At 74.9% G+C, this 16,169-nt stretch carries 10 protein-coding genes and 1 pseudogene; 4 read left to right on the top strand and 7 right to left on the bottom strand.

The genetic code is table 11. The features are described from left to right. Positions 1-260 precede the first annotated feature (260 nt). Entirely contained in the window at positions 261-1,040 is a 780-nt protein-coding gene (locus ACIGAN_RS33910; RefSeq protein WP_365735543.1) for a hypothetical protein, read from the top strand. Between the two features lie 225 nt (positions 1,041-1,265). On the opposite strand, the gene ACIGAN_RS33905 is transcribed toward ACIGAN_RS33910, so the two are convergent. Continuing rightward, positions 1,266-3,188, bottom strand: a complete 1,923-nt coding sequence (locus ACIGAN_RS33905; protein ID WP_399863283.1) for a cell division protein PerM — start codon at positions 3,186-3,188, stop codon at positions 1,266-1,268. Between the two features lie 114 nt (positions 3,189-3,302). Here ACIGAN_RS33905 and ACIGAN_RS33900 point away from each other — a divergent pair. After that, positions 3,303-3,413, top strand: a pseudogene (locus tag ACIGAN_RS33900) (RNA polymerase subunit sigma-24); the annotation flags it as partial. A gap of 126 nt (positions 3,414-3,539) precedes the next feature. Further along, the gene (locus tag ACIGAN_RS33895) at positions 3,540-4,853 is read left to right on the top strand and encodes an RNA polymerase sigma factor (RefSeq protein WP_399863330.1); all 1,314 of its coding nucleotides are present in this window, start codon (positions 3,540-3,542) and stop codon (positions 4,851-4,853) included. A 149-nt stretch (positions 4,854-5,002) separates the two neighbouring features. On the opposite strand, the gene sucD is transcribed toward ACIGAN_RS33895, so the two are convergent. The 6 genes from sucD to ACIGAN_RS33865 all read right to left on the bottom strand — a co-directional run bounded on the left by sucD (position 5,003) and on the right by ACIGAN_RS33865 (position 14,576). Continuing rightward, positions 5,003-5,887, bottom strand: coding sequence for a succinate--CoA ligase subunit alpha (sucD, locus tag ACIGAN_RS33890; protein ID WP_094054536.1), 885 nt, complete (start codon positions 5,885-5,887; stop codon positions 5,003-5,005). 21 nt (positions 5,888-5,908) lie between these two features. Then, complete coding sequence (gene sucC / locus ACIGAN_RS33885) at positions 5,909-7,090, bottom strand: ADP-forming succinate--CoA ligase subunit beta (RefSeq protein ID WP_351355751.1); 1,182 nt, start codon at positions 7,088-7,090, stop codon at positions 5,909-5,911. Positions 7,091-7,743: 653 nt separating this feature from the next. Continuing rightward, the gene (locus ACIGAN_RS33880) at positions 7,744-9,213 is read right to left on the bottom strand and encodes a hypothetical protein (protein ID WP_399863281.1); all 1,470 of its coding nucleotides are present in this window, start codon (positions 9,211-9,213) and stop codon (positions 7,744-7,746) included. A 390-nt stretch (positions 9,214-9,603) separates the two neighbouring features. Further along, positions 9,604-10,770, bottom strand: a complete 1,167-nt coding sequence (locus ACIGAN_RS33875; RefSeq protein WP_399863279.1) for a VWA domain-containing protein — start codon at positions 10,768-10,770, stop codon at positions 9,604-9,606. A 142-nt stretch (positions 10,771-10,912) separates the two neighbouring features. After that, positions 10,913-13,390, bottom strand: coding sequence for a DUF5682 family protein (locus ACIGAN_RS33870; RefSeq protein ID WP_399863277.1), 2,478 nt, complete (start codon positions 13,388-13,390; stop codon positions 10,913-10,915). A gap of 55 nt (positions 13,391-13,445) precedes the next feature. Continuing rightward, entirely contained in the window at positions 13,446-14,576 is a 1,131-nt protein-coding gene (locus ACIGAN_RS33865; protein ID WP_365093237.1) for an ATP-binding protein, read from the bottom strand. 145 nt (positions 14,577-14,721) lie between these two features. Between ACIGAN_RS33865 and ACIGAN_RS33860 the strand changes: the two genes are divergently transcribed. Then, positions 14,722-16,077 (top strand): SWIM zinc finger family protein, encoded by a 1,356-nt coding sequence (locus tag ACIGAN_RS33860; protein WP_365735555.1) that lies wholly within the window; start codon positions 14,722-14,724, stop codon positions 16,075-16,077. Positions 16,078-16,169: the final 92 nt, after the last annotated feature.

The following is a 16,169-nucleotide window of genomic DNA, read 5'->3' as shown; positions in this document are numbered from 1 at the left end:
GTGGCGCTTTGTGCATTCATACGAATGCTTCGGGCCCCCGGATACGGGGAAGCCTACGAACCGGCCGACCGTCAGCAACGATACCGGCACACCGGACGGCCCCCACGGGACGGGGGCGTGGCCGGAAGGTAGCGTCTGGGCGGGGCTGGTTCGGGAACGCCGTCCGGACGCGGAGCGTTCAGAAGGTGACGGACCCGGATCCGACACCGCCCAGTCCTGTCCAGCCCAGTTCTACTCACCCACGGGAAGACGCTCACTTGATGCCGGACCGCAGCCTGCGACTCCTCACGTTCCCCCAGCTGTCGCCGCAGGGAGGGGAGCGCGGCGCCGTGCTGCTGCGGGAGCGCCCCGGTTCACCGCCCGAGGCGCCGTCGGACGGCGGCGACCGGGGCGGCCGGGAGCGCGGGTCCCAGGAGGACAACCCCTTCGCCCCGCCGCCCGAGGGCACGCCGGACCGGCCCTGGCAGCCGCGGCGCCCCTCCGGCGACGAGGCGCGGGACGGCGGGGAGCGTGACCGTTCGCCGTGGGGCAGTCAGTGGAGCGACCGGCAGCCCGGCCGCTCCCCCGGTGGCTTCGGCGACCGCCCGCGCGGCGGCCCCGAGGGCCCGGGCGGCCCCCAGGGCGGCGGGTCGAACCTGCGCTGGGACCCGACGGACCCGGCCCAGCGCCGCGCGCGCTACGCCCTGCTGTCGGGCATGTGGGCGTTCTTCTTCGCCCTGTTCAGCTGGCCGTACGTGGCGCTGCTGCTCGGCGCGCTGGCCCTGTACTGGGCCATCAGCTCCCTGCGCGCCAAGCCCCGCGGGTCCGGCCCGGACTCCCCGGCCCCGGAGCAGCAGGGCCGTCCGCAGACGACGGCTGCGGTGAGCGGCCTGGTGACGGCGTCCCTGGCCATCGTGCTGGTCGCCGCGTCCTTCATGGCACAGCTGGTCTACCGCGACTACTACACGTGCACCCATGACGCCCTGACCAACGAGGCGAAGCAGTCCTGCTCCGAGCTGCTGCCGGACGAGCTGCGCGGAGTGCTGGGCACGGACGGCTGACACCGGCGTCATAGGACTCGGGCGAGGCAAGGCCGGGCAGGGCCGGACTCCAGGGGATCTCCGGCTCGGGCGGCGGGAAGCCGAGGGGCTCGACGGACTCGGCATGCCGAACCGACTGCCTTCGGACGCTCCACGTGGGGACGGACCGCGTGGGGACGGACCGCGTGGGGACGGACCGCGTGGGGGCACCCCGCGCTCGGACGCCCCGTGCTCGGGCGCACCGCGCTAGGGCGCACCGGCCGTCCACGGCCTGTCCGGCTCGTGGCCGGTTGGCGCGGTGCGAGGTCCCTCATCGTCCCGCCCGGCCCCGCCCGTACCAGCATCTGCGCGCTCGACGGGGCTCGTCCCGGATGCCTGTTCCACGCTGAGCCCTTCACCGGCCGGCTGGGTGCCGTACCCGGAACCGCCGGTCCGCCCGGCCCCGCCCGTCCCGAAGCCGTCGCCGGCCCCGATCCCGCGTGTCCCGAAGTCCTCGCCGGCCCCGGCCCCGCCCGTCCCGAAGCCGTCGCGCCCGGGTGAGGGCGCGGCCGTCCACGGTGCCGGCCAGTGGTCGTCCGGGGAGGTGCTGTCCGGTCCGTCGGGTGCCCCGGCTGCCCAGATCGGGCCCAGGCCATCGTCGTCGTCCCAGACCGCTTCCGTGCCGTCGGCGGTCGCCGCGTCCGCGGCTCCCCCGGCGGCGCCGGCCCGCCCGGCCCTGCGCGGCCCCTTCCACAGCCGTCCGCCCCGGTGGCCCTGGTCGTCCTCGGCGGCGTCGTCCCGCTGCCGGCCGATCCGCGGCTCGTCGTCACGCGGCGGCCGGCACCGCCGGGACCGTACGGCCAGGGCCGTCGGGATCGCCACCAGGGCCAGCCAGGCCAGTGCCGCCGCGCCGACCTGCCACCACACCGGGCCGAAACGGGCCAGCACGGACCTCCCGAGCGGTCCGCCCGCCAGCGCGGCGAGCCCCGCCAGCACGGCGGCGCACAGCAGGGCCGCCAGGCCGGCCGCACAGGCGGTGCGCCCCGCCGACCAGACCACGCCCGGCCGCCCACCCGGCCTGGTGCCGCCCCGCTCCGCGGCCGCCGCCGCCTTCGCCACCCACCTGCCCACCATCACCCCGGCGACCAGCGGCACCGCCCCGGCCGCCCAGTGCACCGGCGTCCCCGCCCCCGCCTCCGGCACCGCCGCCAGCAGCGGAAACGGCGGCAGGGACGGTGCCGGCGCGGAGGACAACGGCCCGACGGCATGCCCAGCGCCGAGGGCGAACCCCGGCCCGAGGGCGTACGCGGCACCCCACACCGCCGCGTTCGGCACCAGGGCCGCGCACAGCAGCAGCACCGCGAACCGCCCCGACCACCCCTCGGTCAGCCGGAGCAACGACGACTGGGCCGCGGCACCGTGCCAGGCGAGGGACACCGCCACCAGCAGCGCCCCGCCCCCGAGCAACACGGCCAGCCCGGCCGCCGCGGCACGGGCGGCGACCCCCGGGCGTCCGTCCGGGGCGAGCACCAGCGGCCTTACTCCCCCGGGCAGCACCCCGAGCAACCGCCGCAGCGGCCCGCCCGGACGGCCGTACGCCGACCACACCCCGAGCCCCGCCGCCACGAGGGCCACGGCCGGCACGCACACCGCCGCCGACACCCACGCGGGCCGCAGCACACCGCCGGTGGCGTACAGGGCGGCGGGCGCGGCTACGGCGAGGTAGCCGAGGACGACGCCCGCCCAGGCGGTGCGGGCCGGAACCAGGGGAGGTTCGGCGCCCACCTCGACGACGCCGTACTCGTCGTGGGCATCGTCCCCCGCCCCGCCGTCCGTGGCATCCCGCGCCGCGCGGTGCAGCAGGTACACGGGCACGGCGAGCAGCAGCAGCGGCGGGACGCCCATGGGGGCGGTGCCGCTGGAGAGCGTGTCGACACGGACCAGTTCGACGCCGTGCGCCAGCAGCCACAGGGCCGCCGCCACGTGCAGCGCGCCGCCGGGTCCGCTGTCGGGGTACGGCGAGCTGATCCACAGCAGCGTCACGAGCACGGCGAACGACGCGAGTCCCAGCCCGGCCGCGGCCGCACCGCCCATCAGGCCGCCGGCCAGGCCGGGCGAACGGTCGCGCATCCGGGTGAGCAGGGGTGACGACGGACGTCGGCGAGCGGTCATCTCGATCACGCCCGCCATGCTGCCAACGACACGCGCTTTCCCGTCGTAACAGGCGAACCCCCGCTGTGTCGCTCAATATACGTTTATGTACTTTCCTGTACGGAGGGGCGTGCTGTGACACAGAGCCCTGCCATGCCGCTCCCCCCGCCGAAGGAGCGCCGACGCCTGCGTGAGGCCGCCTCGCTGACGCGGGCTCAACTGGCCTCCCGGGTGGGCGTGACCAGTGAGACGGTGCGCGGATGGGAGACCGGCCGTTCGACGCCCCGCGGCCGGAAAGGGGAGAAGTACGCGAGGGTGCTGAACTCGCTGGGCGGGGAGGCCGGAGTGACGTCTCCTCAGACGGGGCGGGAGTCGGGCACGGTGGAGGCGGTGCCATCGGCCGACGGCACCCGGGCCGCCGAGCCGGTCCCGGTGTCCTCTTCGAGCCCTGCGTCCTCGTCGGCCCGCGCGTCCTCGTCCGACCCTGCGACCTCGTCCGTCCCTGCGTCCCCGGGGCGCGGGCGCGGCCGGGCCTCCGCACCGGGCCGCAAGCGCGCCACCGCCGCGACCGCCGCGTCCGCTGCGTCCGCTGCGTCTGCGACGACGGCGACGACGGCGGCCGCCGGGTCCGCGACCGATCGGGGCCGCGGCTTCGCCAAGGACAGGCGGCGGGCCACCGCGACCGACCCGGGCCGTGGTCGCGCCCCGGCCGCGGACCGGACCCGCGGCCCCGCCCACGAACGGCCCCTCTCCCCCGCCCCCGACCGCGGCCACCGGGGCCCCGGACCGGTGCACGACCAGCGGCGCTCACCGGTCCCTGACCGAGGCCGTGTCCCGGTCCTCGACCGGCGTCCCGCCCCGGCCGCCCGCCCGGTACGGACCTACCTGCCGGACGACGCCACCGACGCGCTCACCCCCGACCAGGCCTTCGACGCCCTCTACGCCTTCTGCGCCCCCGCCCTCGTCCGGCAGACCTACCTGCTGACCGGGAGCCGTGAACTGGCCCGGGAGTCGGTCGAACGGGCGTTCCAGATCGCCTGGCAGCGCTGGCCCGAGGTGGCCCGGGACCGTGACCCGGCGAGCTGGGTGCGCGCGATGGCGTACGAGTGCGCGCTCTCCCCCTGGCAGCGCTTCCGCCCCCGCTACCGCCACCCCGAGCCGCCGCCCTCGGACGTGCTCGACCGCGCGCTGCTGGACACCCTGCTCAAGCTCCCGCCGTCCTACCGCCGCACGCTCCTGCTCCACGACGGCGTCGGGCTCGGCCTGCCGGAGACGGCGGCGGAGACGGAGGCCAGCACCCGCGCGGCCGTGAACCGGCTGGTGCACGCGCGTGAGGCGGTCGCCGAACGGCTGCCGGAGCTGGCGGACCCGGAGACGCTGCACTGGCGGCTGGTCGAACTCGCCTCCACCGAGCGGCTGCGGGCCGCCAAGCCCGAGGTCGTGCGCAAGGGCGGGGAACGCCGGGCCCGGTTCTGGACCCGGGCCGCCATCGCCTTCACCGTCGCCCTGATCGGCACCACGGCCCTCACCCTGCGCACCGCCCCCACCCACTACGAGCCGCCCGTGCCGCAGGGCGAGACCGTCCAGGGCGTCCCTCCCCCGGTCGCCCCGGGGCCGCTGTCGGAGTCGGAACGCGAACTGCGGGCGAAGCTGCGCGAGCAGACGCAGAAGGGCCCGGAGCGGTTGCTGCCCCAACCGCACTGACGGACCCGTCCCGCCCCGGGGACAGGCAGCCCGGCCGGGGACAGGCGGCGGTGTCGGGGACAGGCGGCGGTGTCGGAGGGCGTGAAACGGCGGTGGGCCCGCCCCCTGGAGGGGGCGGGCCCACGGTCGGCCGAGGCCGGGACGGTGTGTCAGCCGGCGAGGATCTCGCGCGCCAGCTTGGCCGTCTCGGTCGGCGTCTTGCCGACCTTGACGCCGGCGGCCTCGAGGGCCTCCTTCTTCGCGGCGGCCGTGCCGGAGGAGCCGGAGACGATGGCACCGGCGTGGCCCATGGTCTTGCCCTCGGGCGCGGTGAAGCCCGCGACGTAGCCGACGACCGGCTTCTTCACGTTCTCCTTGATGAAGGCCGCGGCCCGCTCCTCGGCGTCGCCGCCGATCTCACCGATCATGACGATCAGGTCGGTGTCGGGGTCGGCCTCGAACGCGGCGAGCGCGTCGATGTGCGTGGTGCCGATGACCGGGTCGCCACCGATGCCGACGGCGGAGGAGAAGCCGATGTCCCGCAGCTCGTACATCATCTGGTACGTCAGCGTGCCGGACTTCGAGACCAGGCCGATGCGGCCCGGCTTGGTGATGTCGCCCGGGATGATGCCGGCGTTGGACTGGCCCGGGGTGATGAGACCGGGGCAGTTGGGGCCGATGATCCGGGTCTTGTTGCCCTTGGACACGGCGTAGGCGTAGAACGCGGCCGAGTCGTGGACGGCGATGCCCTCGGTGATGACGACCGCGAGCGGGATCTCGGCGTCGATGGCCTCGACGACGGCGGCCTTGGCGAAGGCCGGCGGGACGAAGAGGACGGAGACGTTGGCGCCCGTCTTCTCGATCGCCTCGGCGACCGTGCCGAAGACCGGGATCTCGGTGCCGTCGACGTCGACGGTCGTGCCGGCCTTGCGCGGGTTCACGCCGCCGACGATGTTCGTGCCGTCGGCCAGCATGAGCTTGGTGTGCTTCATGCCCGTGGCACCGGTCATGCCCTGGACGATGACCTTGCTGTCCTTGTTGAGGAAGATAGCCATGGCTGTGTAGTCCCTCGTCCCTTACTTCGCAGCAGCCGCGAGCTCGGCGGCCTTGTCGGCCGCGCCGTCCATGGTGTCCACGCGCTGGACCAGCGGGTGGTTGGCGTCGGAGAGGATCTTGCGACCCAGCTCGGCGTTGTTGCCGTCCAGCCGGACGACGAGCGGCTTGGTGACGTCCTCGCCCTTGTCCTTGAGCAGCTGCAGCGCCTGGACGATGCCGTTGGCGACCTCGTCGCACGCGGTGATGCCGCCGAAGACGTTGACGAACACGGACTTGACGTCCGGGTCGCCGAGGATGATCTCCAGGCCGTTGGCCATGACGGCGGCGGAGGCGCCGCCACCGATGTCGAGGAAGTTGGCGGGCTTGACGCCGCCGTGCTTCTCACCGGCGTAGGCGACGACGTCCAGGGTGCTCATGACGAGACCCGCGCCGTTGCCGATGATGCCGACCTCGCCGTCGAGCTTGACGTAGTTGAGGTTCTTGGCCTTGGCGGCGGCCTCGAGCGGGTTGGCCGCGTCCTTGTCCTGGAGGGCCTCGTGCTCCGGCTGGCGGAACTCGGCGTTCTCGTCCAGGGAGACCTTGCCGTCCAGGGCGATGACGTCACCGGAGGCGACCTTGGCCAGCGGGTTGACCTCGACCAGGAGGGCGTCCTCCTTGATGAAGGTCTCCCACAGCTTGACCAGGACGTTGACGACCTTGTCGGCGACCTCGGCCGGGAACTTGGCGGCCGCGACGATCTCGCGCGCCTTCTCCTCGGTCACGCCCTCGTTGGCGTCGATCGGCGTCTTGGCGACGGCCTCGGGGCGGGTGGCCGCCACCTCCTCGATCTCCATGCCGCCCTCGACGGAGGCGATGGAGAGGAAGGTGCGGTTGGCACGGTCCAGGAGGAAGGAGACGTAGTACTCCTCCACGATCTCCGGGGCCGTCTCGGCGATCATCACCTTGTGGACCGTGTGGCCCTTGATGTCCATGCCGAGGATGTTGGTCGCGTGCTCGACCGCCTCGTCGGGGGTGGCGGCGAGCTTGACGCCACCGGCCTTGCCGCGGCCGCCGACCTTCACCTGGGCCTTGACGACGGACTTGCCACCGAGGCGCTCGGTGGCTGCGCGGGCCGCCTCAGGCGTGTCGATGACTTCACCGGCCAGCACCGGTACATCGTGCTTGGCGAAGAGGTCCCTCGCCTGGTACTCGAACAGGTCCACGCGCTTCCGTCCCTATCAGTGATCTCGCGGTTCGTTGTCTGCGTGGGCGTGCCGCGAGGGCAACGTGACGTCCGCCGTCTGTCACAAGGGAGGCGCACACGGTGTCCGAGCGCGCGGCATGTCCGTCTCGCAGGTTATCGCTGCTTCCGGGGGGCCTCTAAATCGAGGGTCACACCTGAGCGGTGATACCTGTCACATGATGCCGCGCTCTCTGGCACGGCGTGCCGGATGTGAGGAGCGGGTGGCGCGAGGGCGGGGGGCCTCACCGGGCTGGGGTTGACCCGGTGAGGCCCGCGGGACACCGCCGGGCGAGCACGGAGGGCCTGGTCGGCCCCCCGGCGTCCCGGGGTGCGGGCCGGTCGTTTCCCCACCCCGATGGGGTACGACAGGCCCTGCCCACGAGACCTCGCCCCTCCGGGGGCCGACGGCTTTCGACCGGCCGGGGGGTGTCTCGTGGGGGTCTGGGGGGCGGTGGGTGTGGAGCTTCGGCTCAGGCCGGGGGTGTGGTCCGAGGTCCCGGGCTGCCGGACGTACGGGAGGGAAGGGCCGCGGGGCTCACCGGGTGAACCCGGTGAGCGAGCCGGTGAGCCGGCGAACCCGGCGAACCCGGCGAACCCGGTGAGCAAGCCACCAGTCCGGGAGGAGATGAACTGCTAGCCGGGGAAGAGCGGAACGTCCCGCTGCCTGTCCCGCGTGCCGGCCGCCGCCCCGCGGGCCGCGGTACCGGGCACGAGCCGCGGCGGGACCCGCCGGCTCGGCGTGACGGCGTGCAGGTCGCCGCCGTGGCGCGAGGTGCCGTTGTCGGCCGAGGAACGGTTGCCGAGCGTGCCGTCGGGCCGGTCGGCGGGTGCCTCACCGGCCGGAGCGTGCGCGGAGCCGGCGACCGACGCGGCGGGGCCGCCGTCCTGCCCCCGGTGGTGCATGGCGAGCCCGGGGTACCCGGGGTGGCGGTACACGTGGGCCGCCCGGACGACGCTGTCGCCGCCGACCCGGTGGGACGCGGTGCTTGCCGTTCCCCCGCCGGAGCCGGGCACGCCGACCGGCGGCAGGACCACTGCCCCACCCGGCTCCGGGCTCCCCTTGACCGGCACGGGGAACGCCTCCCCGGGCGGCAGGACCGGACCGCCGGGGACGTCGGGGAGGCCGGGGAGCGAGGGCAGGCCGGGCGCCTCCGGGAGGGCGATGTCACCGCCGGGCGGATCGGGCAGGATCGGCAGAGGCGCGGGCAGGTCCGGAAGGGCGGGCAGCTCAGGCAAGTCCGGCAAGGCCTGCGGCGGCGCGGGCAGGTCCGGAAGGGCGGGCAGCTCGGGCAGGTCCGGCAAGGCGTGCGGCGGCGCGGGCAGGTCCGGAAGGGCGGGCAGCTCGGGCAAGTCCGGCAAGGCCTGCGGCGGCGCGGACAGGCCCGGAAGGGCGGGCAGCTCGGGCAAGTCCGGCAAGGCCTGCGGCGGCGCGGACAGGTCCGGAAGGGCGGGCAGGTCGGGCAGGTCCGGCAAGGCCTGCGGCGGCGCGGGCAGGTCCGGCCGGCCCGGCGGCGGCGGCGAAACGGGGAAGGCGGGTAGAGCCGGTACGACGGGCAGCGTCGGCTCGACCGGCAGGGCGGGCGGCTCAGGAAGCCCGGAGAGGCCCGCCGCGTCGGGGGCGGACGGCAGCGCCCGAGGCTTGTCGTGCCCTGGGACCTCGGTGGCAGGCGACAGCACCGGAGACTCGGAGCGTCGCGGCAGCTCCGACACGGTCGGCAGGGCCGGAGAACCGGGCATCGCCCCCGACGCGGAGACCGCCGGCGTCCTCTCGACCGCTGGCGGTACCGCCAGAACCCGCTCGACCGGCGGCCGTACCGGCAAAGCCCGTTCGGTCGGCGACTCACGCCTGGACGACAGCGCGGGGAACTCCGCGTACACCAGCGTTTCCCGCGCCTCCCCGGCGTGCCCGTCCTGGCGGATCACGAGCCCCTGCTCACCAGCGGCCCGCCCCACCGCGCCTTCCGCCGCATCGGCCCGCTCCCCGCACAGCAGCCCGATCACCAGCAACCCGCCCACCAGCAACGCCACGTGCAGCACACGCCGTCCGGCCGCCGTGCGCAGGAGACGCGACGCGGCACCGGACAGGGCTGCTGACCAGGTCAAGAGGGAGAGTCCTCCGTGCGACGAACAGGCGCGGAACGCATCACGCGTCACGGGCCGACGAGTCGGCACACCGCCGTGCCGCCCGATGCCGCCCGATGCAGCGCGACGCCCCGCCGAGCAAGCGCCGATCCTCGCACGGGAGTGCGGAGGTTGCGCAAGCCCCTGCCCGCCGATGAACCGCCCTGTCCGGTTCACCGGCTCCGGCCGGCGCCCACGCATCGACATGTCGCCATCCAGCCGACAGTCGGCGCCTGACGACGGAAGGGGGCCGGGCCCGCCTGTGCCGAATCCGGCCCGGCCCTGCCTCCGCCGACCCCACCCCCTCCTCAGCCCCGCCACTCCGTCAGGCCTCGCCCCTCCGTCAGGCCCCGCCGGCGTCAGGCCCCGTCATCACGCCGGGTCCGGTATCGGCAGCGGCCGCTTCTCGATCGCCGCCGCCATCACCTCCGGGAACAGATCCGGTGTGCAGGCGAACGCCGGCGCTCCCAACGCCGCCAGCGCGGCCGCGTGTTCCCGGTCGTACGCCGGTGCGCCCTCGTCCGAGAGGGCCAGCAGCGTCACGAACTGCACCCCCGACGCCTTCATCGCCGAGACCCGCTTGAGCATCTCGTTGCGGATGCCCCCTTCGTAGAGGTCACTGATGAGGACGACCACCGTCTCCGCGGGCCGGGTGATCTGCGACTGGCAGTAGGCGAGGGCCCGGTTGATGTCCGTGCCGCCGCCCAGCTGCGTGCCGAACAGGACGTCCACCGGGTCGTCGAGTTGATCCGTGAGGTCGACGACCGCCGTGTCGAAGACGACGAGTCGCGTGGAGATCGTCCGCATCGAGGCGAGCACCGCTCCGAACACCGATGCGTACACGACCGACGCCGCCATGGATCCCGACTGATCGATACAGAGGATGACCTCCTTCTTCGTGGATTGGGTCGCCCGCCCGTAGCCGATGAGCCGCTCCGGCACGATCGTGCGGTACTCGGGCAGGTAGTGCTTGAGGTTGGCCGCGATCGTGCGGTTCCAGTCGATGTCGTGGTGGCGCGGCCGGCTGATCCGGGCGCTGCGGTCGAGCGCGCCGGTCAGGGTGGCCCGCGTGCGGGTGGCGAGCCGCTTCTCCAGGTCGTCGACGACTTTGCGCACGACGGCCCGTGCCGTCTCCTTCGTGGTCTCGGGCATCGCCTTGTTGAGCGACAGCAGCGTGCCGACCAGGTGCACGTCGGCCTCCACCGCCTCCAGCATCTCCGGCTCCAGCAGGAGCGTGGCGAGACCGAGCCGGTCGATGGCGTCCCGCTGCATGACCTGGACGACGGAGGACGGGAAGTACGTCCGGATGTCGCCGAGCCAGCGCGCCACGGACGGCGCCGACGCCCCGAGTCCCGCCGAACGGTCCCGGCCGCCCTGCCCCTTGGCGTCCTTCCTGCCGTAGAGGGCGGTCAGCGCGCCGTCCATCGCCGCGTCCTGCCCGGACAGCGCGCACCCGGTGCCGTCGGCCGCGTCTCCCCCGAGCACGAGCCGCCAGCGCCGCAGCCGCTCCTGCGCCGGGTCCGTCACCTCGGTCGTCATCCGTGTCCTCCCCCGCGCGACCGTTCCCACAGCGGGATCACCGGCACGGTCGTCGCGGGCCGGCCGTCCGCCCCCGGCCCGTTCCCGACGGTGTCCGCCTCCGCCGTCCTCGGCGCCTGCGCTCGCAGTCCTTCGCTCGTCATCACTCCACCCCCACCAGGTCGTTCCGCGTGTTCTCGTCGTCGAGCCCGAGCAGCAGCCGCACCACCGGCAGCACGGCGTCCGCGCGCGCCGGGTCGAGTTCCGGTGCGAAGCCGGGGAGCGCGGAGCCGGCGGCGGCCGCACCGCCTCCGGTGGCCGGTCCGCGCCTGACCAGTTCGCCGAGGGTCCGGCGCACCCCGGGCTCGTACGCCGAGAACGTCCGCCGCAGCAGCGGCAGCACGTCCGTGAACGCCTCCGCCGGCACGCCGGTCAGCCACGCGTCGACCAGCCCGAGCAGCCGCTCGTCGTGCACCAGGAGCATGCCGCCGCCGGAGCCTCCGCCGACGAAGCCCTCGATCCAGGCGGCCGCGTCCGCGGGCGGGGTGCCCGGCGACAGGACGAGTCCCATGAGCCGTGCCGCCTCGTCGTGTGCCAGCTCGCCGTCGTCCAGCAGCAGCCGCACGGCCCGCCCCCGGATCACTCCCGGCACGGTGTCCCGCCCGGACAGCACGCGCAGCACCGACCGCCAGCGCGCTCTGAGGTGACCGCGTCCCGCTGCAGGGGCGTCACCCAGGAGCCCGACGGCCCCGTGCACCGCGTCCACATGACGCCGCATCTCCTGCGCCGCGTCGGTGTCGAGCGCGGCGCAGGCCGGGGGCAGGCCGACGAAGATCCGCTCGGCCAGTCCCGCGGCGACCTCGCCGAGGGCCCCGGTGTCGGTGCCGCGGACGTCGCCGTAGCGCAGGGAGCGGACCAGGGCGGGCAGCGCCTGGGCGAGATGGCCGACGTCCGAGTCGAGGGCCGCCCGGTCGGCGAGGATCCGCATCACCGTCGGCAGCGCGGCGGGCAGTTCGGCCAGCAGGCAGCGCTCGGCCAGCGCCGTGACGTCGGCGAGGCCCTCCGCGGTGACGGCGTCCGCCTCGGCCTTGGCGGTCGCGGCGGACCGTACGGTCGTCCCCCACACGCCTGCCTCGGCGACCCGCACGGACAGCTCGGGTTCCCAGCGCAGGTGCCAGGTCTCCCGGAACGTGCCCGTGCCGCCCCGGGTGGCGGCCGGCTCGCCCCACGCGATGCCGAGCAGCCGCAGCCGGTGCAGCAGTCTGCTGCGTTCGGCGTCGTTCTCCTTGCGCAGGTCGAGCTCCAGCTCCCGCTCCAGCGCCTCCGGCTTCAGCCGCAGCCGGCGCTGCAGCCGGGTGAGGTCCCGCTGCAACGGCACCGCCGGAGCCGTCGACGGCACCTCCCCCAGCACGTCCCCCACGACCAGCCGGTCGTGCACCAGGGCCAGCGGCACGTCCGAGCCCTCGCACATCACCGCCCGCACCGCGTCGGTCGACTCGCTCAGACCGGGCAGCGGGCGGCCGCGCATCGCGGCGAGCGTCTCGGCCAGCCGCACCGCCTCGATGACGTGCGCGGAGGAGACGATCCGGTCCTCGGCGCGCAGCAGCCCCGCCACCTTCGTCATCCACCGCTCCACCGGCCGGTCCGGGGCGCTGAACAGGTGCCCGTACCAGCCCGGCGAGTCGATGCCGGCGCCGTATCCGCTGACCCGGGACAGCCTGCGGTGGGTCCACGGCACCCAGGTCATGTCCGTCTTGACCTTGGGCAGGCCCTTGAGCAGCGCCTTGTCGGCGGCGACGGTGGTCTTCCGCCGCAGGGCGGGCACGTGCCAGGCGCCGCAGACGACGGCCACGCCGTCCCCGAACTCCCGCTGCGCGGAGCGCAACTGGAGCCGCATGTACGCCTCCCGGACCAGGTCCCGGTCGTGGCCTCCGCTGCCGTAGGTCTCCCGCAGCGCGGCCATGGCCTCCTCCAGCGCGGTGAACGGCGCGAGCGCGTCCCCCTGGCCGGCGCCCCGGTGCTCGACGACGTCCTCCCACCACCGCTCCGGGTCGTCGTATCCGGCGGCGTCGGCGAGCACTCCGAGCGGGTCGACCCGCACCTCGGCGGCGCCCAGGTCCGGATCGGGGCCGGGGGCGGCGCCCGGTGCGGCGGTGCTCGGTGTGGCGGTACCCGGGGCGTTGCCCGGGGTGGTGCCCGGGGTGCCGTCGCCGTCCGTCGTCGGCGCAGGCTCGGCGTCCAGCGGGGACTCCCCTTCCGCTTCCACCTCGTCCCCGCCCTGTCCCCAGGCCAGCGTGTGCGTGGCCGGCAGGTCGATGAAGCGCGCCGGGACGCCGTGCTCCAGGGCCCAGCGGAGGGCGACCCACTCGGGGGAGAACTCGGCCAGCGGCCAGAACGCCGAGCGGCCGGGCTCGTCCACGGCGTGGGCGAGCAGGGCGACCGGCGGCCGCATCTCCTCGTCGGCGGCGAGCGGGATCAGGGCGTCCGCCTCGGGCGGCCCCTCGATCAGCACGACCCCCGGCCCGGCCTCCTCCAGCGCCGCCCGCACGGCCCGCGCCGAACCCGGCCCGTGATGCCGCACCCCCAGGAGCACCGGACCCGCCCCGGCCCCCCGGCCCGCAGGCCTCTCCACACCCGTCACGTGACTCCCTCCCGTCCCCGGTCCGCCCCCGCGAGCGCTCCCCGCCCCCTGTCGCTCACCCGCTCACCTCGCGGCAGGCCCGGTAGAAGTCCTTCCAGCCGTCGCGCTCGCGGACCACCGTCTCCAGGTACTCCTGCCAGATCACGCGGTCGGCCGCCGGGTCGCGGACCACCGCGCCGAGGATGCCCGCGGCGACGTCGCCCGGCCGCAGCACGCCGTCGCCGAAGTGGGCGGCCAGCGCCAGTCCGTTGGTGACGACGGAGATCGCCTCGGCCGTGGACAGCGTGCCGCTGGGGGACTTCAGCTTCGTCCGGCCGTCGGCCGTCACCCCGTCACGCAGCTCACGGAAGACCGTGACGACCCGGCGGATCTCGTCGAGCCCGTCGGGCGCGGCCGGCAGGTCCAGGGACCGGCCGATCTGGTCGACGCGGCGCGAGACGATGTCGACCTCGGCCTCAGGGCTCTCCGGCAGCGGCAGCACCACCGTGTTGAAGCGGCGGCGCAGGGCGCTGGACAGGTCGTTGACCCCGCGGTCGCGGTCGTTGGCCGTGGCGATCAGGTTGAAGCCGCGGACCGCCTGCACCTCCTGGCCCAGCTCCGGTATCGGCAGCGTCTTCTCCGACAGGATCGTGATGAGCGTGTCCTGCACGTCGGCCGGGATGCGCGTCAGCTCCTCGACGCGCGCCGTCATGCCCTCGGCCATGGCGCGCATGACCGGGCTGGGCACGAGGGCGTCGCGGCTCGGGCCGTGCGCGAGCAGCTGCGCGTAGTTCCAGCCGTAGCGGATGGCCTCCTCCGGGGTGCCGGCGGTGCCCTGCACGAGCAGCGTGGAGTCGCCGCTGACCGCCGCTGCCAGATGCTCGGACACCCAGGTCTTGGCCGTGCCGGGCACGCCGAGCAGGAGCAGGGCCCGATCGGTGGCGAGCGTGGTGACGGCGACCTCGACGATGCGGCGCGGACCGACGTACTTCGGCGTGATCACCGTGCCGTCCGGCAGGGTGCCCCCGAGCAGGTACGTCGCGACGGCCCACGGCGACAGCTTCCAGCGGGCCGGGCGCGGACGATCGTCCTGCGCGGCGAGCGCGGCGAGTTCATCGGCGAAGGCGTCCTCGGCATGCGGCCGCAACGCCTCGGACGGCTCCCCCCGCTTCGGCTCCACGGTCGTCGGTTCAACGGACACAGACATGGCTGAGGCCCCCTCCAGCTCGGCCGGTTCGGATCTGCCACCAACGGTGCACCACACCACTGACAATCCCTCCTGACCTGCGTAAACGCAGCGCCGCAGTGGCTCGTGGACCCGATTGTCAGTGGTGGGATCTACCTTCGATGGCATGACTCAGCAGGGGGTGCGCTGGACTGCGGACCAGGTGCTGGCCTTGGCGCCTGACGCCGCGTCACGCAAAGCGGGAAGCAAACTCGGCGCGGCGGGGCCGTGGTCCGAGGCGGGCAGTTCCGACGAGGGGACGGTGTGGGGGCTGTGCAAGGGCAGCGGGAGCAAGCCGTATCAGACGGTCGTGGACGTCGCGGACGCCTCCGGGCCCGCGTACAAGTGCAGTTGCCCGAGCCGCAAGTTCCCGTGCAAACACGCGCTGGGGCTGCTGCTGCTCTGGGCGGGCGGCGACGCGGCGGTGCCGCGGGGGCAGGCGCCGGAGTGGGCCGCGCAGTGGATGGCGGGGCGGCGCAGACGGGCGGAGGAGAAGAAGGGCGGGGAGGCCGCGGGCGCGCCGTCCGGGTCGGCTGATCCGGAGGCGGCGCGGCGCCGGGCGGAGCGCCGCGCCGAGCGGGTCACGGCGGGCGCGGTGGAGCTGGAGCAGCGGCTGGCGGACCTGCTGCGCGGTGGCCTGGCCTCGGCGGAGCAGTCGGGGTACGGCCTGTGGGAGGAGACGGCGGCCCGCATGGTCGACGCCCAGGCGCAGGGTCTCGCCGCCCGCGTACGGGAGTTGGGGGCGATCCCGGCCACGGGGCCCGGCTGGCCGGTGCGGCTGCTGGAGGAGTGCGCGCTGCTACATCTGCTCGGCCAGGGCTGGCTGCGCCGCGAACGGCTCCCGGACGGCCTCGCCGCCACGGTCCGCTCCCGCATGGGCCTGCCGGCCTCAGCGGACGGCGAGCCGGTGCGCGACCGCTGGCTGGTGCTCGCCCAGTACGACACGGCGGACACGCGCCTGACGACCCGCCGCATCTGGCTGTACGGCGCCGACTCGGACCGCACGGCGCTGCTCCTCTCCTACGGCGCCGCCGGACGCGCCCCGGAGCTGGCGCTGCCCGTGGGGCTGGCCCTGGACGCCGAGGTGGCCTCCTACCCGGGCGCCGGGCAGCCGCGGGTGGCGCTGGGCGAGCAGTTCGCCCCTCCGGCACCGGCGGCGATACGCCCTCCGGGCGTGACGACCTCCGAGGCGGCCGCCCGGTACGGCGACGCCCTGCGCGACGACCCGTGGCTGGAGTCCGTCCCGGTGACGCTGGGCAGGGTCGTCCCGGCCCCCGACGGGGACTCCTGGCAGCTGGCGGACGCCGACGAGGACGCGGCGCTGCCGCTGACTCCCGCCGCGCGGTCCCGGCCCGGCCTGTGGCGGCTCGTCGCCCTGTCGGGCGGTGCCCCGGTCACGGTGTTCGGCGAGTGCGGCCACCAGGGCTTCACCCCGCTGACGGCCTGGTCCGAGGGCCCGGGCGACGCCGTGTCCCTGTGCTGACCCGACGGCGGACCCCCGGTTCACGGGGCATCGGCCGGACCCACCCTTCTCACGGATTCACGCATCTTTCAGGCATCACGGGACAACCGGTA

This window comes from Streptomyces sp. NPDC085931 (genome assembly GCF_044540565.1).
Lineage (GTDB): Bacteria > Actinomycetota > Actinomycetes > Streptomycetales > Streptomycetaceae > Streptomyces.
This window is presented reverse-complemented; position numbering and strand designations above follow the sequence as displayed.